14 protein-coding genes are annotated in these 16,269 nt (G+C 45.8%); 13 read left to right on the top strand and 1 reads right to left on the bottom strand.

Annotated features, from left to right (window positions below; genetic code table 11):
* Positions 1-8: 8 nt before the first annotated feature.
* The 11 genes from NQ117_RS11930 (at position 9) to NQ117_RS11980 (ending at position 14,095) form a co-directional block, all read left to right on the top strand.
* Positions 9-1,970: a DHH family phosphoesterase gene (locus NQ117_RS11930; protein WP_258278271.1), complete on the top strand. Its 1,962-nt coding sequence runs from the start codon at positions 9-11 to the stop codon at positions 1,968-1,970.
* Positions 1,967-2,410 carry a 50S ribosomal protein L9 gene (rplI, locus tag NQ117_RS11935; protein ID WP_258278272.1) on the top strand — a complete coding sequence of 148 codons (444 nt, stop codon included), beginning with the start codon at positions 1,967-1,969 and terminating at the stop codon, positions 2,408-2,410. The genes NQ117_RS11930 and rplI overlap by 4 nt, the downstream gene beginning before the upstream one ends.
* 1 nt (position 2,411) lies before the next feature.
* Positions 2,412-3,767, top strand: coding sequence for a replicative DNA helicase (gene dnaB, locus NQ117_RS11940; protein ID WP_192024292.1), 1,356 nt, complete (start codon positions 2,412-2,414; stop codon positions 3,765-3,767).
* Between the two features lie 295 nt (positions 3,768-4,062).
* Positions 4,063-5,346 (top strand): adenylosuccinate synthase, encoded by a 1,284-nt coding sequence (locus tag NQ117_RS11945; RefSeq protein ID WP_258278273.1) that lies wholly within the window; start codon positions 4,063-4,065, stop codon positions 5,344-5,346.
* 228 nt (positions 5,347-5,574) lie between these two features.
* Positions 5,575-6,432, top strand: coding sequence for a spore coat protein (locus tag NQ117_RS11950; RefSeq protein ID WP_258278274.1), 858 nt, complete (start codon positions 5,575-5,577; stop codon positions 6,430-6,432).
* Between the two features lie 341 nt (positions 6,433-6,773).
* Complete coding sequence (locus NQ117_RS11955; RefSeq protein ID WP_258278275.1) at positions 6,774-8,312, top strand: peptidoglycan DD-metalloendopeptidase family protein; 1,539 nt, start codon at positions 6,774-6,776, stop codon at positions 8,310-8,312.
* A gap of 220 nt (positions 8,313-8,532) precedes the next feature.
* The gene (yycF, locus tag NQ117_RS11960; protein WP_258278276.1) at positions 8,533-9,249 is read left to right on the top strand and encodes a response regulator YycF; all 717 of its coding nucleotides are present in this window, start codon (positions 8,533-8,535) and stop codon (positions 9,247-9,249) included.
* The gene (gene walK / locus NQ117_RS11965) at positions 9,249-11,177 is read left to right on the top strand and encodes a cell wall metabolism sensor histidine kinase WalK (protein WP_258278277.1); all 1,929 of its coding nucleotides are present in this window, start codon (positions 9,249-9,251) and stop codon (positions 11,175-11,177) included. The genes yycF and walK overlap by 1 nt, the downstream gene beginning before the upstream one ends.
* A gap of 1 nt (position 11,178) precedes the next feature.
* Positions 11,179-12,501 carry a YycH family regulatory protein gene (locus tag NQ117_RS11970; protein WP_258278278.1) on the top strand — a complete coding sequence of 441 codons (1,323 nt, stop codon included), beginning with the start codon at positions 11,179-11,181 and terminating at the stop codon, positions 12,499-12,501.
* A 29-nt stretch (positions 12,502-12,530) separates the two neighbouring features.
* Positions 12,531-13,277, top strand: coding sequence for a two-component system regulatory protein YycI (gene yycI / locus NQ117_RS11975; RefSeq protein ID WP_258278279.1), 747 nt, complete (start codon positions 12,531-12,533; stop codon positions 13,275-13,277).
* On the top strand, positions 13,274-14,095 hold the full coding sequence (locus NQ117_RS11980; protein ID WP_258278280.1) for an MBL fold metallo-hydrolase: 822 nt from the start codon (positions 13,274-13,276) through the stop codon (positions 14,093-14,095). Before yycI ends, NQ117_RS11980 begins: the two co-directional genes overlap by 4 nt.
* Here NQ117_RS11980 and NQ117_RS11985 read toward each other — a convergent pair.
* A complete protein-coding gene (locus NQ117_RS11985; RefSeq protein ID WP_375163065.1) occupies positions 14,082-14,333 on the bottom strand; it encodes a hypothetical protein in 252 nt (83 codons plus the stop codon). The two genes, NQ117_RS11980 and NQ117_RS11985, sit on opposite strands and share 14 nt — an antisense overlap.
* A gap of 258 nt (positions 14,334-14,591) precedes the next feature.
* On the opposite strand from NQ117_RS11985, the gene NQ117_RS11990 reads away from it, so the two are divergent.
* Together NQ117_RS11990 and NQ117_RS11995 are read left to right on the top strand one after the other, a co-directional pair.
* Positions 14,592-15,854: a S1C family serine protease gene (locus NQ117_RS11990; RefSeq protein WP_258278688.1), complete on the top strand. Its 1,263-nt coding sequence runs from the start codon at positions 14,592-14,594 to the stop codon at positions 15,852-15,854.
* Between the two features lie 174 nt (positions 15,855-16,028).
* Positions 16,029-16,199, top strand: coding sequence for a CxxH/CxxC protein (locus tag NQ117_RS11995; protein ID WP_144992606.1), 171 nt, complete (start codon positions 16,029-16,031; stop codon positions 16,197-16,199).
* Positions 16,200-16,269: the final 70 nt, after the last annotated feature.

Raw genomic sequence — 16,269 nt, forward strand, 5'->3', positions numbered from 1 at the left:
GAGCATCGATGCCGAAAATTTGGTTTCAACGCTGGTTCGCAAGGCATAATAGCTGGTCAATGCTTTATGTGCTTGTGTTAACTCTCGTTGTCGCTTATTACAATTGGATAATTGGATTCCTTGGATTTATCGGCTTTGCCGCACTGCTTTTTATTACGCTGGCTGCTGAGCGCAATTTCCGGGCAGAGATGGAAGCCTATTTGTCTACACTTGGATTGCGTGTGAAGCGGGCCGTAGATGATGCGGTAACAGAGCTGCCTTATGGCATTGTGCTATACAGTGATCAGCGGGTAATTGAGTGGACCAACCGATATGTAGAATTGTTGAAAGGTGATGGCAGCCTCGTTGGAGAACGTCTCGAAGAGGTGTTTCCGAAGCTGAGTCTTCACAAAGATAAACATTTGCCGATCGAGATTGAGATGGGTGGACGATTGCTCCAAGTGCAGGTTGTCTCAGAAGAGCGTCTTATTTACTTTACAGACATATCTGAAATGGCGGCGCTTCGTGCTCGTTATGAGGGCGAACGCATGGCTGTTGGCATCGTCGTGCTTGATAATTTGGAAGAGTCGATGCAAGGTCTGGATGATCAGCAGCGGGCAGGCTTGTTAGCCAAAGTCGTTGCTCATCTTACAGAATGGGCCGTTGAGAACGGCATTTTGATGAAGCGGCTGTCTTCTGAGCGTCAATTCATGGTGATGGACGTCCAGACGCTAAAAGCACTTGAACAGACGCGCTTCGTTGTACTGGACGAAGTGCGGGAGCTGACGATGGAGAGCAAGCTGCCGGTGACGCTAAGCATGGGCTTTGCGGCGGGACTTGAATCCATCGTAGAACTTGGGCAATTAGCGCAATCGAGCTTGGACATTGCGCTGGGCCGCGGTGGCGACCAAGTAGCTGTGCGGGTCGGCCAGCGGTTGTCCTTCTACGGCGGTAAATCCAACGCCGTAGAGAAGCGGACGCGCGTGCGTGCACGCGTCATTGCGCATGCGCTGCGCGATTTCATTCGCCAGAGCGATGCGGTGTTCATTATGGGACACCGCAACCCAGACACGGATTCCGTCGGGTCAGCAATTGGCGTGTTGAACGCGTGCCGCATGATGGAAACGGAAGCGTACATCGTGTTGGAGGAGAGCAATCCTTCTATTGATCGCCTCGTGGCCGAATTGAAGAAGGATGAGCTGCTGTGGTCTCGCTTTATTTCGAAGCAAGAGGCGTTGGAGATGGCGACGGATGATAGCTTGGTTATTGTTGTCGATACACATAAGGCTTCGATGGTGGAAGAGCCAAGGCTGCTGCAAGCAACGGATCGGATCGTTATTATTGATCACCATCGCCGAGGCGAAGAGTTTATCTCTGATGCGGTGCTTGTCTATTTGGAGCCGTATGCATCCTCTACAGCAGAGCTTGTAACGGAGTTGTTGCAGTACATCCACAATCGACTCCATCTTAGTGTGTTGGAATCGACAGCGCTGTTAGCTGGTATTACGGTAGATACGAAGCATTTCTCGCTTCGTACTGGATCGCGAACATTCGATGCGGCTAGCTTCTTGCGCCGTCATGGTGCGGATACAGCGCTCATTCAACGCATGCTGAAGGAAGACCTGAAAGAGTATATTGAAAAGGCAGAAGTTATTCGCCACGCGGAAATGCATTATGATCATATTGCAATCGCGGTAACGGAGCCTGGCCGCAAATTTTCTCAGTTGCTGATCGCACAAGTAGCTGATACGCTGTTAAATATGACAGGTGTATTGGCATCGTTCGTCATTAGTGAGCGTCCAGATGGCTATATAGCTATAAGTGCTCGCTCGCTCGGACAGATGAACGTGCAAGTTGTTATGGAGAGACTTGGCGGAGGCGGACATCTGACGAATGCGGCTGTACAGTTGCAATGCACATTGGATGAGGCGGAAAAGCAGCTGAAGCAGGTGCTAGCAGAAATCGAAACAGAAGAGGGGTTGTTCGAATGAAGGTCATATTGCTGCAAGACGTCAAAGGACAAGGAAAAAAGGGACAAGTAAAGGAAGTATCTGAAGGGTACGCGCTGAACTTTCTTATTCCACGAGGTTTGGGTCGTCCAGCGACAGATGGCAATCTGAAGACGCTCGAACAGCAGCAGAAATCGGAAGACAAGCGCAAAGAGCAAGAGAAGCAAGATGCTGAGGCGCTTGCGGCGAAGCTGGGAGAGATGACAGTAGTCATTAAGACGAAAGCTGGTGAAGGCGGCCGTCTATTTGGAGCTATAACATCTAAGCAAATCGCGGAAGCGATGCAAAAGATGAACGTAAAGATCGACAAACGCAAAATTGAACTAGCAGAACCGATCCGCTCACTGGGATACAACAATGTTACAGTGAAGCTGCATCCTGAAGTACGTGGAACGTTAAAGGTTCATGTAACGGAGGAGTAAGATGAACGACTTTCAAGTCGATCGTGTTCCACCGCAGCATGCTGAAGCCGAGCAAGCCGTGCTCGGAGCAATCTTGCTGCAATCTGAGGCATTAATTACATCAATGGAGCGGGTTCAGGCTGAGGACTTTTATCAGCCTGCCCACCAAATTATATATGAGGCGATGATCGAGCTTGGTGAAGAAGGCCAGCCGATCGATATCGTTACGTTGGCTGCTAAGCTTCAATCCAAGAATCAGCTGGATGACATCGGCAATGTATCTTATTTGTCACAGTTGGCTAATGCAGTTCCAACGGCTGCGAATGTGGATTACTATGCACAAATTATTGAAGAGAAGTCGATGCTTCGTCGTCTTATCCGCACGGCAACACAGATTGCCAGTGAAGGGTATACGGGCGAGGACAATATTGGCGCGCTCTTAAGTGATGCGGAACGTCGCATTCTAGAAATATCAAATCGTCGTTCTTCCAGTGGCTTCATTGCGATTAAAGATGTATTGATGGAAGTCTTTGATCGAGTGGAAATGCTATCAGAACAGGCTGAAGGTACGACAGGGATTCCATCTGGATTTACGGACTTAGATAAGATGACGTCTGGGTTCCAGCGCAGTGACTTGATTATTGTAGCGGCTCGTCCATCGGTAGGTAAGACAGCGTTCGCACTGAATGTAGCGCAGAACGTCGGAGTTCGTGCCAAAGAGACGGTCGCTATTTTTAGTCTCGAGATGTCCGCCGCACAGCTTGTACAGCGTATGATCTGTGCGGAGTCTAATGTAGACGCGACTCGCTTGCGTAGCGGTAAGCTTGAAGATGATGATTGGGAGAAGCTGACGATGTCGATTGCCTCGTTATCCGAAGCGCAAATCTTCATTGACGATACGCCAGGGATTACGGTTGCGGACATTCGCGCGAAGTGCCGTCGTTTGAAAAAGGAACATGGTCTTGGGATGATCCTTATTGATTACTTGCAGCTTATTTCAGGTCGCGGTAAGGCAGGCGAGAACCGTCAGCAGGAAGTATCCGAAATTTCTCGTACGCTCAAAATGATCGCGCGTGAACTGGAAGTGCCTGTTATCGCACTATCCCAGCTTAGTCGTGGGGTAGAGCAGCGGCAGGATAAGCGTCCTATGATGTCTGACCTTCGTGAATCGGGTTCCATCGAGCAGGATGCTGATATCGTTGCGTTTCTGTATCGTGATGATTACTATGATAAAGAGTCCGAGAAGAAGAATATTATTGAGATCATCATTGCTAAACAGCGTAATGGGCCAGTTGGTACGGTTGAATTGGTGTTTCTCAAAAATTTCAATAAATTCGTAAGCTACGAACGGAATCAAGCTGATCCTTATGCGGGATAATAAAGCATGATAAATGCTGTTTGAGCTTCAGTTAGTGGGAAGACCGCTGTGTATTCCTATACAAGGGCATTTGCTTTTTGTATAGAATGGCAGCGGTCTTCTTGTCTCTTCTGACAAAATTGGACAATATTCCGAACAATCATGATTGGTGCAAGTTTATTGTTCGCTTTTGACGTTGACTTTGTTCGCTCAGACTGCTACACTTGGATTGCTGACTTCGATCGCTAACAAGAGGACAACATGGATCGGGGCAGCGAAAATTGGTGTGTGAAACACCCGATGGGGGTATGGTTTTATGTCCACAGTTGTTGTTGTAGGAACCCAATGGGGCGATGAAGGTAAAGGGAAAATTACAGACTTTCTCGCGGAGAGCGCAGATGTCGTTGCGCGCTACCAAGGTGGTAACAACGCGGGCCACACAATACTTATCGATAATAAGAAATACAAGCTGCACTTAATTCCGTCCGGTATTTTCTACGGCGATAAGTTGTGCGTCATCGGTAATGGTATGGTTATCAATCCGAAGGCTTTAATTGAAGAGATTACTTACATTCATGATAATGGATTTACAACGGACAATCTTCGCATCAGCGATCGTGCTCATATCATCTTGCCATACCATATGGTACAGGATGAATTGGAAGAGGAACGCAAAGGTCCTAACAAGATCGGTACGACTCGTAAAGGTATCGGCCCTGCTTATATGGATAAGGCTGCGCGTATCGGTATTCGCATCACTGATTTGCTGGATGAGGAGGAATTCACAAAGAAATTCCGCCACATGGCAAATGAGAAAAATGAGCTGATTAAGATGTACGGCGGAGAGCCGCTTGATATCGAAGCTACGTTGAAAGAGTACTTGGAATATGCAGAATTTATTCGTCCATATGTAGCAGATACTTCTGTTGCTTTGAACGACGCAATTGACACTAACAAGAAAGTGCTCTTCGAAGGAGCACAAGGCGTTATGTTGGATATTGACCAAGGTACGTATCCTTACGTCACATCTTCCAACCCAACTGCTGGTGGTGTTTGTATTGGTTCTGGCGTAGGTCCTTCTAAGATCGAAGAAGTTATTGGAGTTGCGAAGGCATACACAACTCGTGTAGGCGATGGTCCATTCCCAACGGAATTGGATGATGAAGTTGGCCACTATATCCGCGAAGCGGGTCATGAGTATGGTACGACAACAGGTCGTCCGCGTCGTGTAGGTTGGTTCGATACGGTTGTTGTTCGTCACGCTCGTCGTGTGAGTGGTATTACAGGATTATCCTTGAACTCCTTGGACGTGTTGTCTGGACTTAAGACAGTTAAGATCTGTACAGCATACAAGTACCGTGGTGGGATCATCGAGCACTACCCTGCGAACTTGAAAACACTTGGCGAATGCGAAGCGATTTATGAGGAAATGCCAGGTTGGTCTGAAGACATCACACAGTGCAAGTCACTTGCTGAATTGCCAGAGACGACTCGCAACTATGTAGAGCGTGTATCTGAACTGACAGGTATTCCGATCTCGATCTTCTCCGTTGGCCGTAACCGTGAACAAACGAACCAAGTTCGTGACATTTACCGTTAATTGAATCATTTATAGCTCGTTCTAAGGCGTCTCATCCTTACTGCAATTGCAGATAGGGTGGGCGCTTTTTTGTGTGCGCATAAACGCGAGGCTGATGGGTGATACTAAGAAGTATTGCCTAGTCTAGTTAGCACATCAGTCATAGTTGGTGCAACATCACGATCTTCTTCCGAATGCAGCTGACAGAGGCATTGTGAGCGAGAAGGATACGGAAGGAGATAAGGGCATATGCGGTTTATTACTCGCTGGCTTAGAATGTTGGCGGCATTTATCGTTATTAGTGTGATAACAAGCTTATTAACTATTGGGACAACGGCACTTGTTGTCGACCAGTATTTGCAGACGACGATTCAACAGTTTCAGCTGCCTATTGATAAAAAGCCATTAACGGTGATGTCACTATGGGGCAGCTTATGGAATGGTGCAAAATCTGAACAACAAGTTGACCGTATAGATACACGTGAGACCGCTCAGCAAAGCGAGCAGTCCCATAATGGTAGGGAAACTCAGCAAGGGGCACAGCGCGATCAGAATACGGGGCAGAAAAGTACAAATGGAACGGGCAGACCTGATACATCCGGTACTAATGGTGCTAGCAATAACGATAATAGGGGCAACTCTGATGAGGTGGGGACGAATGGTGGACGTTCTTCTACGGAAGGATCAACTTCTCCCGGACAGAATCGTAAGAGCGGCAATTCACCTGAACAGGAAGGAGCAACATCCGATGCTGCTTTGCCTGTATGGAGCGGTAACATTAATGAGTCATCACAATCCGGTAACCGTGTATTAGTAACGCCTGAAGAAATAGTCGAGGGTAAGGATAAGTTAACAGAGCAGACAAAAGAAAAGCTGTTTAGTACGTTGATGAAGAAGCTTCCTGCTGATGATTGGCAGCGTATATCCGTGTTGATGGAAGAAGGCTTAACGGCTGCTGAGCTTATTGAAATGGAGCAAATATTAGCAAAGCATTTGAACGATGAAGAGTATAAACAAATGCGGGAAATTTTGACCGGTAGCAGCAAGCCAATACAGCAGGCGCAGGCTAATGAGAACAGTACCAATAATAGAGAAGCTGCTGAGTAATAGCAGCCATGCTAGTTTGTAGACCATTACGAGCATGTAAATACATGTACTTTTGTCTCAAAAGTGCTGGTTGTATGCATAATATGTTCAAAAAATGGGCCTCCTTCTATATAGATGGAGGTTCATTTTGATCTAGGCGTAGGATGTGGAAAAAGCAGTGGATATTTGGTGAACGAGTCTAGTGAGGCGGCGCTGTCGGTTGCATCTCAACTTTGACCTATGTTACATTGTAAAAGGTGACAAATCGTTAACTATTTACTAGTAGACAATATTTTTATATTCAAACGCAATTTACAATAAAGATTTGGTCCATATTTTGAGAAAATAGTAAGGAGCTAAGCATGAAACCATCAAATGATCATTCTCAGCATGAGGGGACAACAGAAAACGTCGATGTTCAACAACCCCATACTGGTGGCTGGAAGCGATGGGCGACTGCACTAAGCAACAAGATGAGAGAGCAAGCGTGGCTTGCGCGTCTGCAACAATCTCGCAAGCAGGTAATAATGACGATTAGTGGTGCAGCCATCGTTGGAGCAGCTATTTGGGGAGGTACATCTTATGTACAAGCGAACCGACTGCCTTACCTTCATGTATACAGCGACAATCAATATATAGGGACGGTTGCTAGTCAATCGGACTTGGACAGTTACTATGATAAGTATTTACAAGCTATACAAACTAAACATCCTGATGCGATCATGAAACTCGATACGAGTAACATTCGTACGGAGGAGCATATCGCATATAAGCCTGAAGTTACAACAGGTGAAACACTTGGCAAATTGGACAAACATCTGACCTCTTATGCAGCAGGTGTTCAATTGAAAGTGAACAGCAAGCCTGTTGGCATTGTGAAAGATTACGATACAGCTGAACAAATTTTGGCAACGGTAAAAGGCAAGTATGAGGTAGGGCTTAATGAAGTGAAGCCTGTCACTGCCTTAACTTCATCTTCAGAGAAGACGACGAAGGCGATGTCTCGCTTGGAGTCGGTTAGCCTGCGTGAACGTGTCAGCATGCACGAAATTAAGACAGAACCGGGTAAGATGCTTAATGAGGAAGAAGCATTGTCCTTGTTAACGACAGGAAATGCTTGGCCGAGAGGCTATACGGTTAAGAAAGGCGATACGGTATCTTCCATTGCTAAGGCAAACGATGTATCCATTGAGTCAATATACCGTAACAATCCAAATGTAGGGGAAGGATTCCTTGAAGTTGGAGAGCAATTAAACTTGATGGAGCCAGATCCATTGCTCACGGTGAAAACGGTAGAGGCCTACAGTGAGTATATCGTGACAGAACCACAAGTCATTACGAAAGAAAATCCGGAAATGGCTGCTGGTGAGTCGAAAGTCATTCGTGAAGGCACGGAAGGCCTGAAGCGCATGTCCTATCGTCTTATTAAGGACAATGGCATGATGACGAAGGAAGAATGGCAAGGTCAGGAGATTATTAAGCCATCTGTTCCTAAAATTGTGGTTAAAGGTACAAAAGTCGTTTCAGGAGAAGGAACGGGCAACTTTATTAATCCGGTCCACTCGCCTGTGTTAACAAGTGGCTTTGGCCAACGTTGGGGCCGATTGCATAAGGGCATCGATGTTGTGTCCGGTGATCATACCATTATGGCATCTGATGAAGGACGAGTATCCTTTGCAGGTGTTAAAAATGGGTACGGCAACATGATCATTGTTGATCACGGCAATGGATATACGACGATGTATGCACATCTAGATTCCATTGGTGTTGAAGCAGGTGACATTGTTGAGCAAGGCCAATCTATCGGTGTTATGGGGAATACGGGTAATTCTACAGGAACACATTTGCACTTTGAGATCCTGAAAGATGGCGAGCCGCAAAACCCACTTAAGTATTTATAATCACGTATGCAGTGAATTGAATCAGAAGATTCGGCTGTTGTCGTATAACAAAAGCAGGGACTGTTCTATGTCATGAAAATGGCAAGGACGGTCCCTGTTTGACGTTGAGAAGAAATATAGGACGTTGCTTGCACGCCCAACGTTTGCTATCGGGGGAATAAAGGAAGTATGCTACAATAGACGAATAAGATTCGATGGAATTTAAAGTGAGGTGGAGTTCATGTACGGCAAAATATTAGTCGTGGATGATGAACAGCCGATTGCGGATATTTTGAAATTCAACTTAGAAAAAGAGGGCTACGAAGTTGTCTGCGCTTTCGATGGTAACCAAGCGGTAGAGCTGGCATTGTCGGAGAAGCCAGATCTGATTCTGCTTGATCTGATGCTGCCAGGCAAAGACGGTATGGATGTTTGCCGTGAAGTGCGTCAGCATCGTCATATGCCAATCATTATGCTGACCGCAAAGGATACGGAACTGGACAAAGTATTAGGCCTAGAAATGGGCGCTGATGATTATGTGACGAAACCATTTAGCACACGTGAACTGCTCGCACGAGTAAAGGCGCATTTACGTCGTCAGAAGGCAGATCCAGCTGCTGAAGCAGATGCACCGGACAAACAGGGCATTCGTTTGCATGAGCTGTTGATTGATACCGATATGTATCTTGTATATAAAAATGGAAAGGCACTCGATCTCACACATCGCGAGTATGAGTTGCTCTACTATTTAGTGAAGAATAACGGCAAGGTCATGACACGTGAGCATCTATTGCAAGCGGTATGGGGCTACGAATATTTCGGAGATGTGCGGACCGTAGATGTAACGATACGCCGACTGCGTGAGAAGATTGAAGATGACCCTAGCAAGCCCGAATATATTATTACGCGTCGTGGTCTTGGTTATATGATGCGTAACCCGAATAACGGAGGACTGTAATGGTTGCATGGGTGAGTCGTTTCTTTCGTACGATTCAGGCAAAGCTGATTATTATTTATGTGTTGCTCATTCTTATTGCGATGCAGTTGATCGGCGTTTATTTCATCAGTACGATGAAGGATTTGTTTACGACCAATTTTACAGACGATTTAAATAAGACGGCAAGCATTGTACAACTTCTTGCAGCTCCCAAGCTGGAAGAGAATGAAGGGACACCCGATCAGAAATTGCGGGATGAACTAAATAACATTTTGCAGACGTTGTTTACGATGAATGGTGTAGAGATCCAGGTCCTCGACGATACAGGCCGAGTGCTAGCGACCTCTGTACAAGCTCATCGCAGCTACATTGGACGTAAAAATACGGAAACAGTCGTTAGCCGTGCTTTGCAGAGCATACCAGAAAATGAAGAAGATATCATTGACGAACATAATGTACGAAAAAAGGTCATGGCCAAGCCGATTATGGCTAATTCTGCGGATGGCGGAGTAGTTGGTGCGGTGTATATCGTTGCTTCGATGGAAGATTTGTATGAAACGATTGACTCGATTAATCAAATCTTCTTATCCGGTATGATTATTGCGCTCGGTCTTACGGCTGCACTAGGCATTATACTTGCCCATACGATTACGCAGCCGATTACGGAAGTTACCCGCCAAGCAGCCAAAGTAGCAGAAGGGAACTTTGAAGGAACGGTTCCTGTGCTTGGAAATGATGAGATTGGCCATTTGAGCGAGGCTTTCAACCATATGACACGGCGGCTCCAAGAAGCGCTTAGTGTAAATGAAGAAGAAAATGAGAAGCTAGCTTCGATCTTGACGAATATGAGCGATGGTGTAATCGCAACGGATGAGCATGGCAGAGTCATTCTTTTGAACCGAGGAGCTAGTGAGCTTCTAGGAATGAAGGAATGCGATGCAGAGGGCAAAGACATCGCACAGATGTTGAATATCTCTCCAGATGTATTGCAGAAGCGGGTCGGAGGGCAAGTGAACTGGATGCTGCTGCCGTATAGTTCATATATGGATGAAGGTGGCGCAGCTGGAGATCATGAATCGATACTGCGGGTAACGTTTAGTCCTATTCATCGTCGTGGTGAAGGGACGACGGGTACAATCTTTGTGCTGCGTGATGTAACGGAGCAGGAGAAGCTGGATCAGTCACGTCGTGAATTCGTGGCTAATGTATCCCATGAGCTTAGAACACCGTTAACGACGATTAAAAGTTATACAGAAGCGTTGGATGATGGCGCATTAGATGAGCCCGAGCTAGCAGGAAGGTTCGTTGGCGTTATTCGTAATGAGACAGAGCGAATGATTCGTCTAGTAACCGATTTGCTGCACTTATCTCGCTTGGATTCAAAACAGTCAAGCTTGCGGATGCAGCTTACGGATGTATCTGAGCTGCTGGATGAAGCGATGGATCGGTTCTCTTTCCAATTTCGGAAGAAGCGGATTGACGCACGTCTTGAAATCGAGTCTGGCATTGAATCACTCGTTATGGATCGTGATCAGATCGATCAGGTATTGGACAATGTATTATCCAATGCGGTTAAATACACACCCGATCATGGAACGATCCGTCTACGTGCGGTTTGGACAGAGGGTCACAATATGGTGGCAGTGACAGTAGAGGATAATGGTATGGGTATTCCGAAGAAAGATCTTGCCCGCATTTTCGATCGTTTTTACCGTGTGGATAAGGCTCGCTCGCGCGGTATGGGCGGTACGGGACTAGGCTTGTCGATTGCCCGGGAAATTATAAGGGTGCATGGCGGCACGATCACGATTGACTCGGAATGGGAGCAAGGAACGAAAGTTACCTTTACAATTCCTGCTGTTGTTCCAACCAAAGAGGATGCTGTTGGGCATCTAGAAGAGAAGGACAATCTGTCCCAGCCTAAATTGATTGAAGAAGGAAGTGATTAGGGTGAAGGAGCAAGCAAAATCGATCTTGCTGGCAGTGCTCATTGTGACGAGCCTGACGCAAAGCTTCTTTTTAACCTATAACATGCCGGACTTCAATGCAGTTATGAAGCGGGAGAATGAATACATGCCAGTACGTCCTCTTGGACAAGAGGAAAAGGTAGAGAATTTGATCTATCCGAATCGAATTGTTCTTCATTTAGGGAATGACAAGCATACGTTGCTGTATCCAGACGTGCCGTTTTACAATATTGTTCTCAATCGATTGAAAGGCAGGTCGTTTGAGGCATTTCAGCTGAAATCTGCGGAAACGATTGATTGGAATTTGATTCGACGCCAGTATGAGGGGATTGAATTGCAGTTTGAGTCAGCTATCCCTGCGAAGCTGCTGGAAAAGGTAATTCCTATTAATGACGGTGATTCCGCGTTCATGAACGAAAATATTCGTGCGATATGGATATATGCTTTAGAGGATATGAATCAGGTGCGGGTACTATTTGTGACGGAAGATAATGGCCGTGTCTATGAATCCACGGATGCAGACTTGACTGTAGAAGATGTGAAGCAGCAAGTTGAATTTGGGCGGGGTGTGCCTGCTTATAAGCGTATTGATAACAAATTCTATATTCCTGTTGAGCCGTATGAGATGGTGCAGCTTGTTCTACCTTATCAAGTTTTTACTCCTGAAGAGATGCAAAACAGCTTGTTCTTTGACCCAACACTAACGAAGATTATTACCGAAGCGAATGGATCCGTGATTTACACGGATAGTAAACGAGGACTGCAGGTCAATCAAGAGCATCATTGGGTCACTTATTCTGATCCTAGCGCGCCGGCTGAAGGTAAGAGTGAGGCTACAACAGATGCATTAAAGGCGATTTCCTTTGTCAATCAGCATGGAGGATGGAATGGTAAGTATCGCTTGTCTTTGATTGAGGATGGAACGGTAAATGATCTATCTGGTTCTATGATTCAATCGCAAAGTGGTCAGCATAGTCAAGTACGATTCCAACAATATTGGGGTTCTTACCCGATTATGATGAATTCCGCACTTAAGTTCGGCTATGTACAAGTCACTTTGCAAAATGGCATGGTCACGACATATGATCGTTCACTTATTAAGTTAGGTGGGCACGCGACACAAAGAGAGCTGCGTAATCTTCCAGCCGGAGAAACATTGCTAAACAAGTTAAAGCAGATGGAGCGCTATTCTGAAATTACAGATGTGCAGCCTGTATATAAGCCTGTTCTATTGGACGAAGGAATGAAGCTAACCCCTGCTTGGCAAGTTACGTATCGAGATGGGACAACGGGATGGGTCATATAATTTAGCTCGGAATGAAAGGAGGAGCAGTTATGGATTGGGGTCGGGCCAAGAGTATCTTAATTTTTGCTTTTCTAGCCTTAAATATTGTGCTCGGTTATCAGCTCTGGCAGGATATACGCGAGCGGATGCATTCTGATATGGACTGGAGGTCTCTATCAGAGGAGACGATTCGCACGATGGAGGAGAAGCAGATTCAGATTAAAGGACCAATTCCTTCTGAGACTCCTTCATTGCGAGAGATTACTTACCGTTACACGGTGAAGCAGGATCAACCTGTACCCCTTAACAATAAGGAGCATAGTAAAGTGATCTTTTCACATCAGGAAACGATAGCTGCGCTTAAAGATGAAGTGCCGCATATTGAAGAGTATTCGTACGATGATTCCTATCGAGACAATATGTTCGTACTGCATCAGATGATGCCAACGGGGTTTCCTATATTCGATGTACGCTTGGATCTGTTTTATGATAACCAGAAGATTACAAGCTATCGTCAGCAGTACATGGAGTTAGTAGAATCGAATGAAGCCCCGGCACAGGCGGTGCTTCCTGCCTCCAAGGCATTAGGCAAGCTGATAGAAGACCATTTGTCTCCTGGTGACGTTGTTAAAAGTATTAAACTTGGCTATCATGGTCAGCAGTTTGATACGGATATTCAAGTTGCTGCGCCTGTATGGCGTGTTGTATTAGAGAATGGAAATGATATTTATTATGTGAGTGCCAATAATGCGGCTGTTGAGCATTATCAGGTGGATAAGAAGGAGAAAGAAGCATGAGCTTACGATTTACAGTGTTGTCGAGCGGCTCTACAGGCAATTGTACGGTCGTGAAGACAGACGATGCGACGCTCATGATCGATGTCGGTTTGAGCTGCAAGAGAACGGACGAGCTGCTTCATGAGCAAGGCTTGTCAGGTTCGAGTATTGATGGAATCCTAGTTACGCATGAGCATTCTGATCATGTAAAGGGACTGGGTGCATTCGCTCGCAAGTATGATGTGCCTGTATACGCGAATGAGAAGACATGGGAGGCGCTGCAGAAGCATGTCGGCAAGCTGGCAGAGGAGAAACGAATTGTGATGGATACGGGGGAAGCAAAGGACTTTGGCGATCTTCGTGTCGAATCGTTCGGTATTTCCCATGATGCGGCCGAGCCGGTAGCTTACAATTTCTACGAAGGTGACACTAAGCTGAGCGTAGCGACCGATCTCGGTTATATGTCAGACAAGGTTCGCGATGCGATCTCAGATGCAGATGTACTCGTGCTGGAGTCGAATCATGATGTTCAGATGCTGCGCATGGGCCGTTATCCATGGAATATTAAGCAGCGTATTCTTGGCGACAAGGGACACTTGTCCAATGAAGCTGCTGGTGAAGCGATGAGTGAAGTGGTGACGGGTAACACACGTAGAGTGTATCTAGCCCATTTGAGCCGTGAGCATAATCAGAAAGATATTGCCCGCATGACGGTACAGGATGTTATGGAAAGCAACGGTCATTTTTATAAAGAATCAGAGCTTCAAGTATTGGATACGTACTATGATCGACCAACAGCTTGGGATAACGTACGTGAGAAATCCATCATTCGTCTGTAAGTTCGAGAAATTGATCAAGCTCCAATGCTTTGCGTGAAATATCATCCTGTTCGACGATTCCCTTTTCAACGAGTAATTCCATTAAGGTAGAGAGGGCAAGAGTTAGGCGGTAGTTGTCTTGCTTCAGATCAGCGATCTGGGCGATGAGATCAATATTGGACCACATGGATGACTGAGCGTTGGCATTAGAGTGAAAATGGTGCTGATCACGATAATCGGAATAAGTTCGGAATGACATGTTAACAACCTCCTATTAATATAAATTTGATATAGGCATCACACGGGGTTAGTCGATACGGAATAAACCGTATTCATAGAACTTGGCTACGTAGAGATTACGGCCTCCTTGCTGTCTAGCAATTCTATTTATATAAATGGTATGTAAGAGAATTAAAATCTATGATTGTTCATAGCATGATAATAGAAGCAGCTGCATTAAATATAGTATTGACCATATAAGCAGTTCGTAATCATGGTTACAGGGGAGTTGGAGCGGATGGGTTTGTTCGGTGATGATTTCTATTCGTCAAAGGTGTCGCGTAGGAGCAAGTTCAGCAGTAATCGCAAGCAGCATTCGGAAACATGGAATTGGAAACGCGCAGGTCAGTCTCACCGGCGTACCAGTTTATCTACACTGCAAGTTGCGATGATTAGCTCACTAACGAGTGCGGCCTTTGTTATATTGTTGTATTCATGGATCATCCATGCTCCAACTCCAGCAACGGTAGTCGCTGCGGCTGAACCATCTATAGATATGATTGCGAATGCTTACGATGATTTGCTTGTGCAAGCAGCAGATAAAGCTAGTCCGACAATCGTGAGCATCTTGAATAAGCAGAAGGCGATCGAGAAAGAGGACAGCAAGCAAGGACTTGATGATGTTAGTTTGGGATCGGGAATTATTTTTGAGAAAAAGGATAACGAAGCATATATCCTTACAAATGAGCATGTAGTAAGCGGAGCTCATCAACTGGAAATTGTATTATCCAATGGGCAGCGCAAGCATGCAGAGGTTGTGGGTAAAGATAAAATATCGGACTTGGCAGTGCTCAAGATCGATGGTGCTGGTGTAAATCAAGTTGCGGAATTTGGCGATTCGCGCAGCCTTCGTCGCGGTGAAACGGTTATTGCCATTGGCAATCCGTTCGGACTCGGTGGTTCGCTTACATCAGGCATTATTAGCTACACGAATCGAATGATTCCTATTTCCTTAAATGGAGATGGTGTATTTGATTGGGAACAAGCCGTCATCCAGACGGATGCGGCTATTAATGAAGGCAATAGCGGTGGTGCGCTGATTGACCTACACGGACGTGTCATTGGTATTAACACGATGAAGATCGCTTCTACGGGAGCGGAAGGACTGGGCTTTGCTATTCCGATGCACGAGGTGGAGAAAGTTGTCGATCATCTGATGGCAAGCGGAAAGGTGGTTCGTCCTTATCTAGGCGTGTATACCGTTGATCTGGAAAATGAGTATGCCCCGATTACAGATGAACAGCGCAGTGATTTGAAGCTGCCAAAGTCTGTTACATCAGGTGTTATTGTTCTGGAGGCTTCTGGACCAGCTCAAGAGGCAGGCTTTAAGCTGAATGATGTCATTGTGAAGTTCGACAAACAAGATATTGCTACAACATTGGAGCTAAGAAGATATTTGTATGAACAGAAGCAGGTCGGCGATGAGATGGAGATTACGTATTATCGGGATGGCAAGCAAATGAAGGCTACCGTGACATTAGGAGATCGTCCTAACTCGTAAGTGGAGCCGCTCGTGCGTGACCAGCCAGTTAGCTGCTAGGTGTTAGGTGATTTATGTTCTGCGATATTTTTCGGTGTTTCGGTTCTTATTTGGATTCTGGGTTGAAACGAAACAGAGCTTGGAGTACATTAGAGATAAGACAAACAGCTGGTTAGGCAAGAAAGAGGGAACTTCATGTACGTAGTATGCAAAGAGCATGTAGAACTAGCAATTGATAAGTTCGTTGATGAATTTGAAGATGCACCGGATATTGTAGACTTGGATGAGCAGCAATTCAGTGATTGGGAGCGCCCAATTCGTTGTTGTATGAATTGTGAGCAAGAGGCACAGTTCCTGGTCGTATAGCGAAGGATGTTAGTTGCATAGTTGCAGGCATCGGGATTGCTTTTAAAGTAATCATGTCAGAAGTAAGATG

This window comes from Paenibacillus sp. SC116, assembly GCF_024733555.1.
Lineage (GTDB): Bacteria > Bacillota > Bacilli > Paenibacillales > Paenibacillaceae > Paenibacillus_B.

What these genes read in the sequence shown, in the direction of transcription:
- NQ117_RS11930 (WP_258278271.1), top strand. Translation starts at nt 9, where the DNA reads ATGCCGAAAATTTGGTTTCAACGCTGGTTCGCAAGGCATAATAGCTGG.
- rplI (WP_258278272.1), top strand. Translation starts at nt 1,967, where the DNA reads ATGAAGGTCATATTGCTGCAAGACGTCAAAGGACAAGGAAAAAAGGGA.
- dnaB (WP_192024292.1), top strand. Translation starts at nt 2,412, where the DNA reads ATGAACGACTTTCAAGTCGATCGTGTTCCACCGCAGCATGCTGAAGCC.
- NQ117_RS11945 (WP_258278273.1), top strand. Translation starts at nt 4,063, where the DNA reads ATGTCCACAGTTGTTGTTGTAGGAACCCAATGGGGCGATGAAGGTAAA.
- NQ117_RS11950 (WP_258278274.1), top strand. Translation starts at nt 5,575, where the DNA reads ATGCGGTTTATTACTCGCTGGCTTAGAATGTTGGCGGCATTTATCGTT.
- NQ117_RS11955 (WP_258278275.1), top strand. Translation starts at nt 6,774, where the DNA reads ATGAAACCATCAAATGATCATTCTCAGCATGAGGGGACAACAGAAAAC.
- yycF (WP_258278276.1), top strand. Translation starts at nt 8,533, where the DNA reads ATGTACGGCAAAATATTAGTCGTGGATGATGAACAGCCGATTGCGGAT.
- walK (WP_258278277.1), top strand. Translation starts at nt 9,249, where the DNA reads ATGGTTGCATGGGTGAGTCGTTTCTTTCGTACGATTCAGGCAAAGCTG.
- yycI (WP_258278279.1), top strand. Translation starts at nt 12,531, where the DNA reads ATGGATTGGGGTCGGGCCAAGAGTATCTTAATTTTTGCTTTTCTAGCC.
- NQ117_RS11980 (WP_258278280.1), top strand. Translation starts at nt 13,274, where the DNA reads ATGAGCTTACGATTTACAGTGTTGTCGAGCGGCTCTACAGGCAATTGT.
- NQ117_RS11985 (WP_375163065.1), bottom strand. Translation starts at nt 14,333, where the DNA reads ATGTCATTCCGAACTTATTCCGATTATCGTGATCAGCACCATTTTCAC.
- NQ117_RS11990 (WP_258278688.1), top strand. Translation starts at nt 14,592, where the DNA reads ATGGGTTTGTTCGGTGATGATTTCTATTCGTCAAAGGTGTCGCGTAGG.
- NQ117_RS11995 (WP_144992606.1), top strand. Translation starts at nt 16,029, where the DNA reads ATGTACGTAGTATGCAAAGAGCATGTAGAACTAGCAATTGATAAGTTC.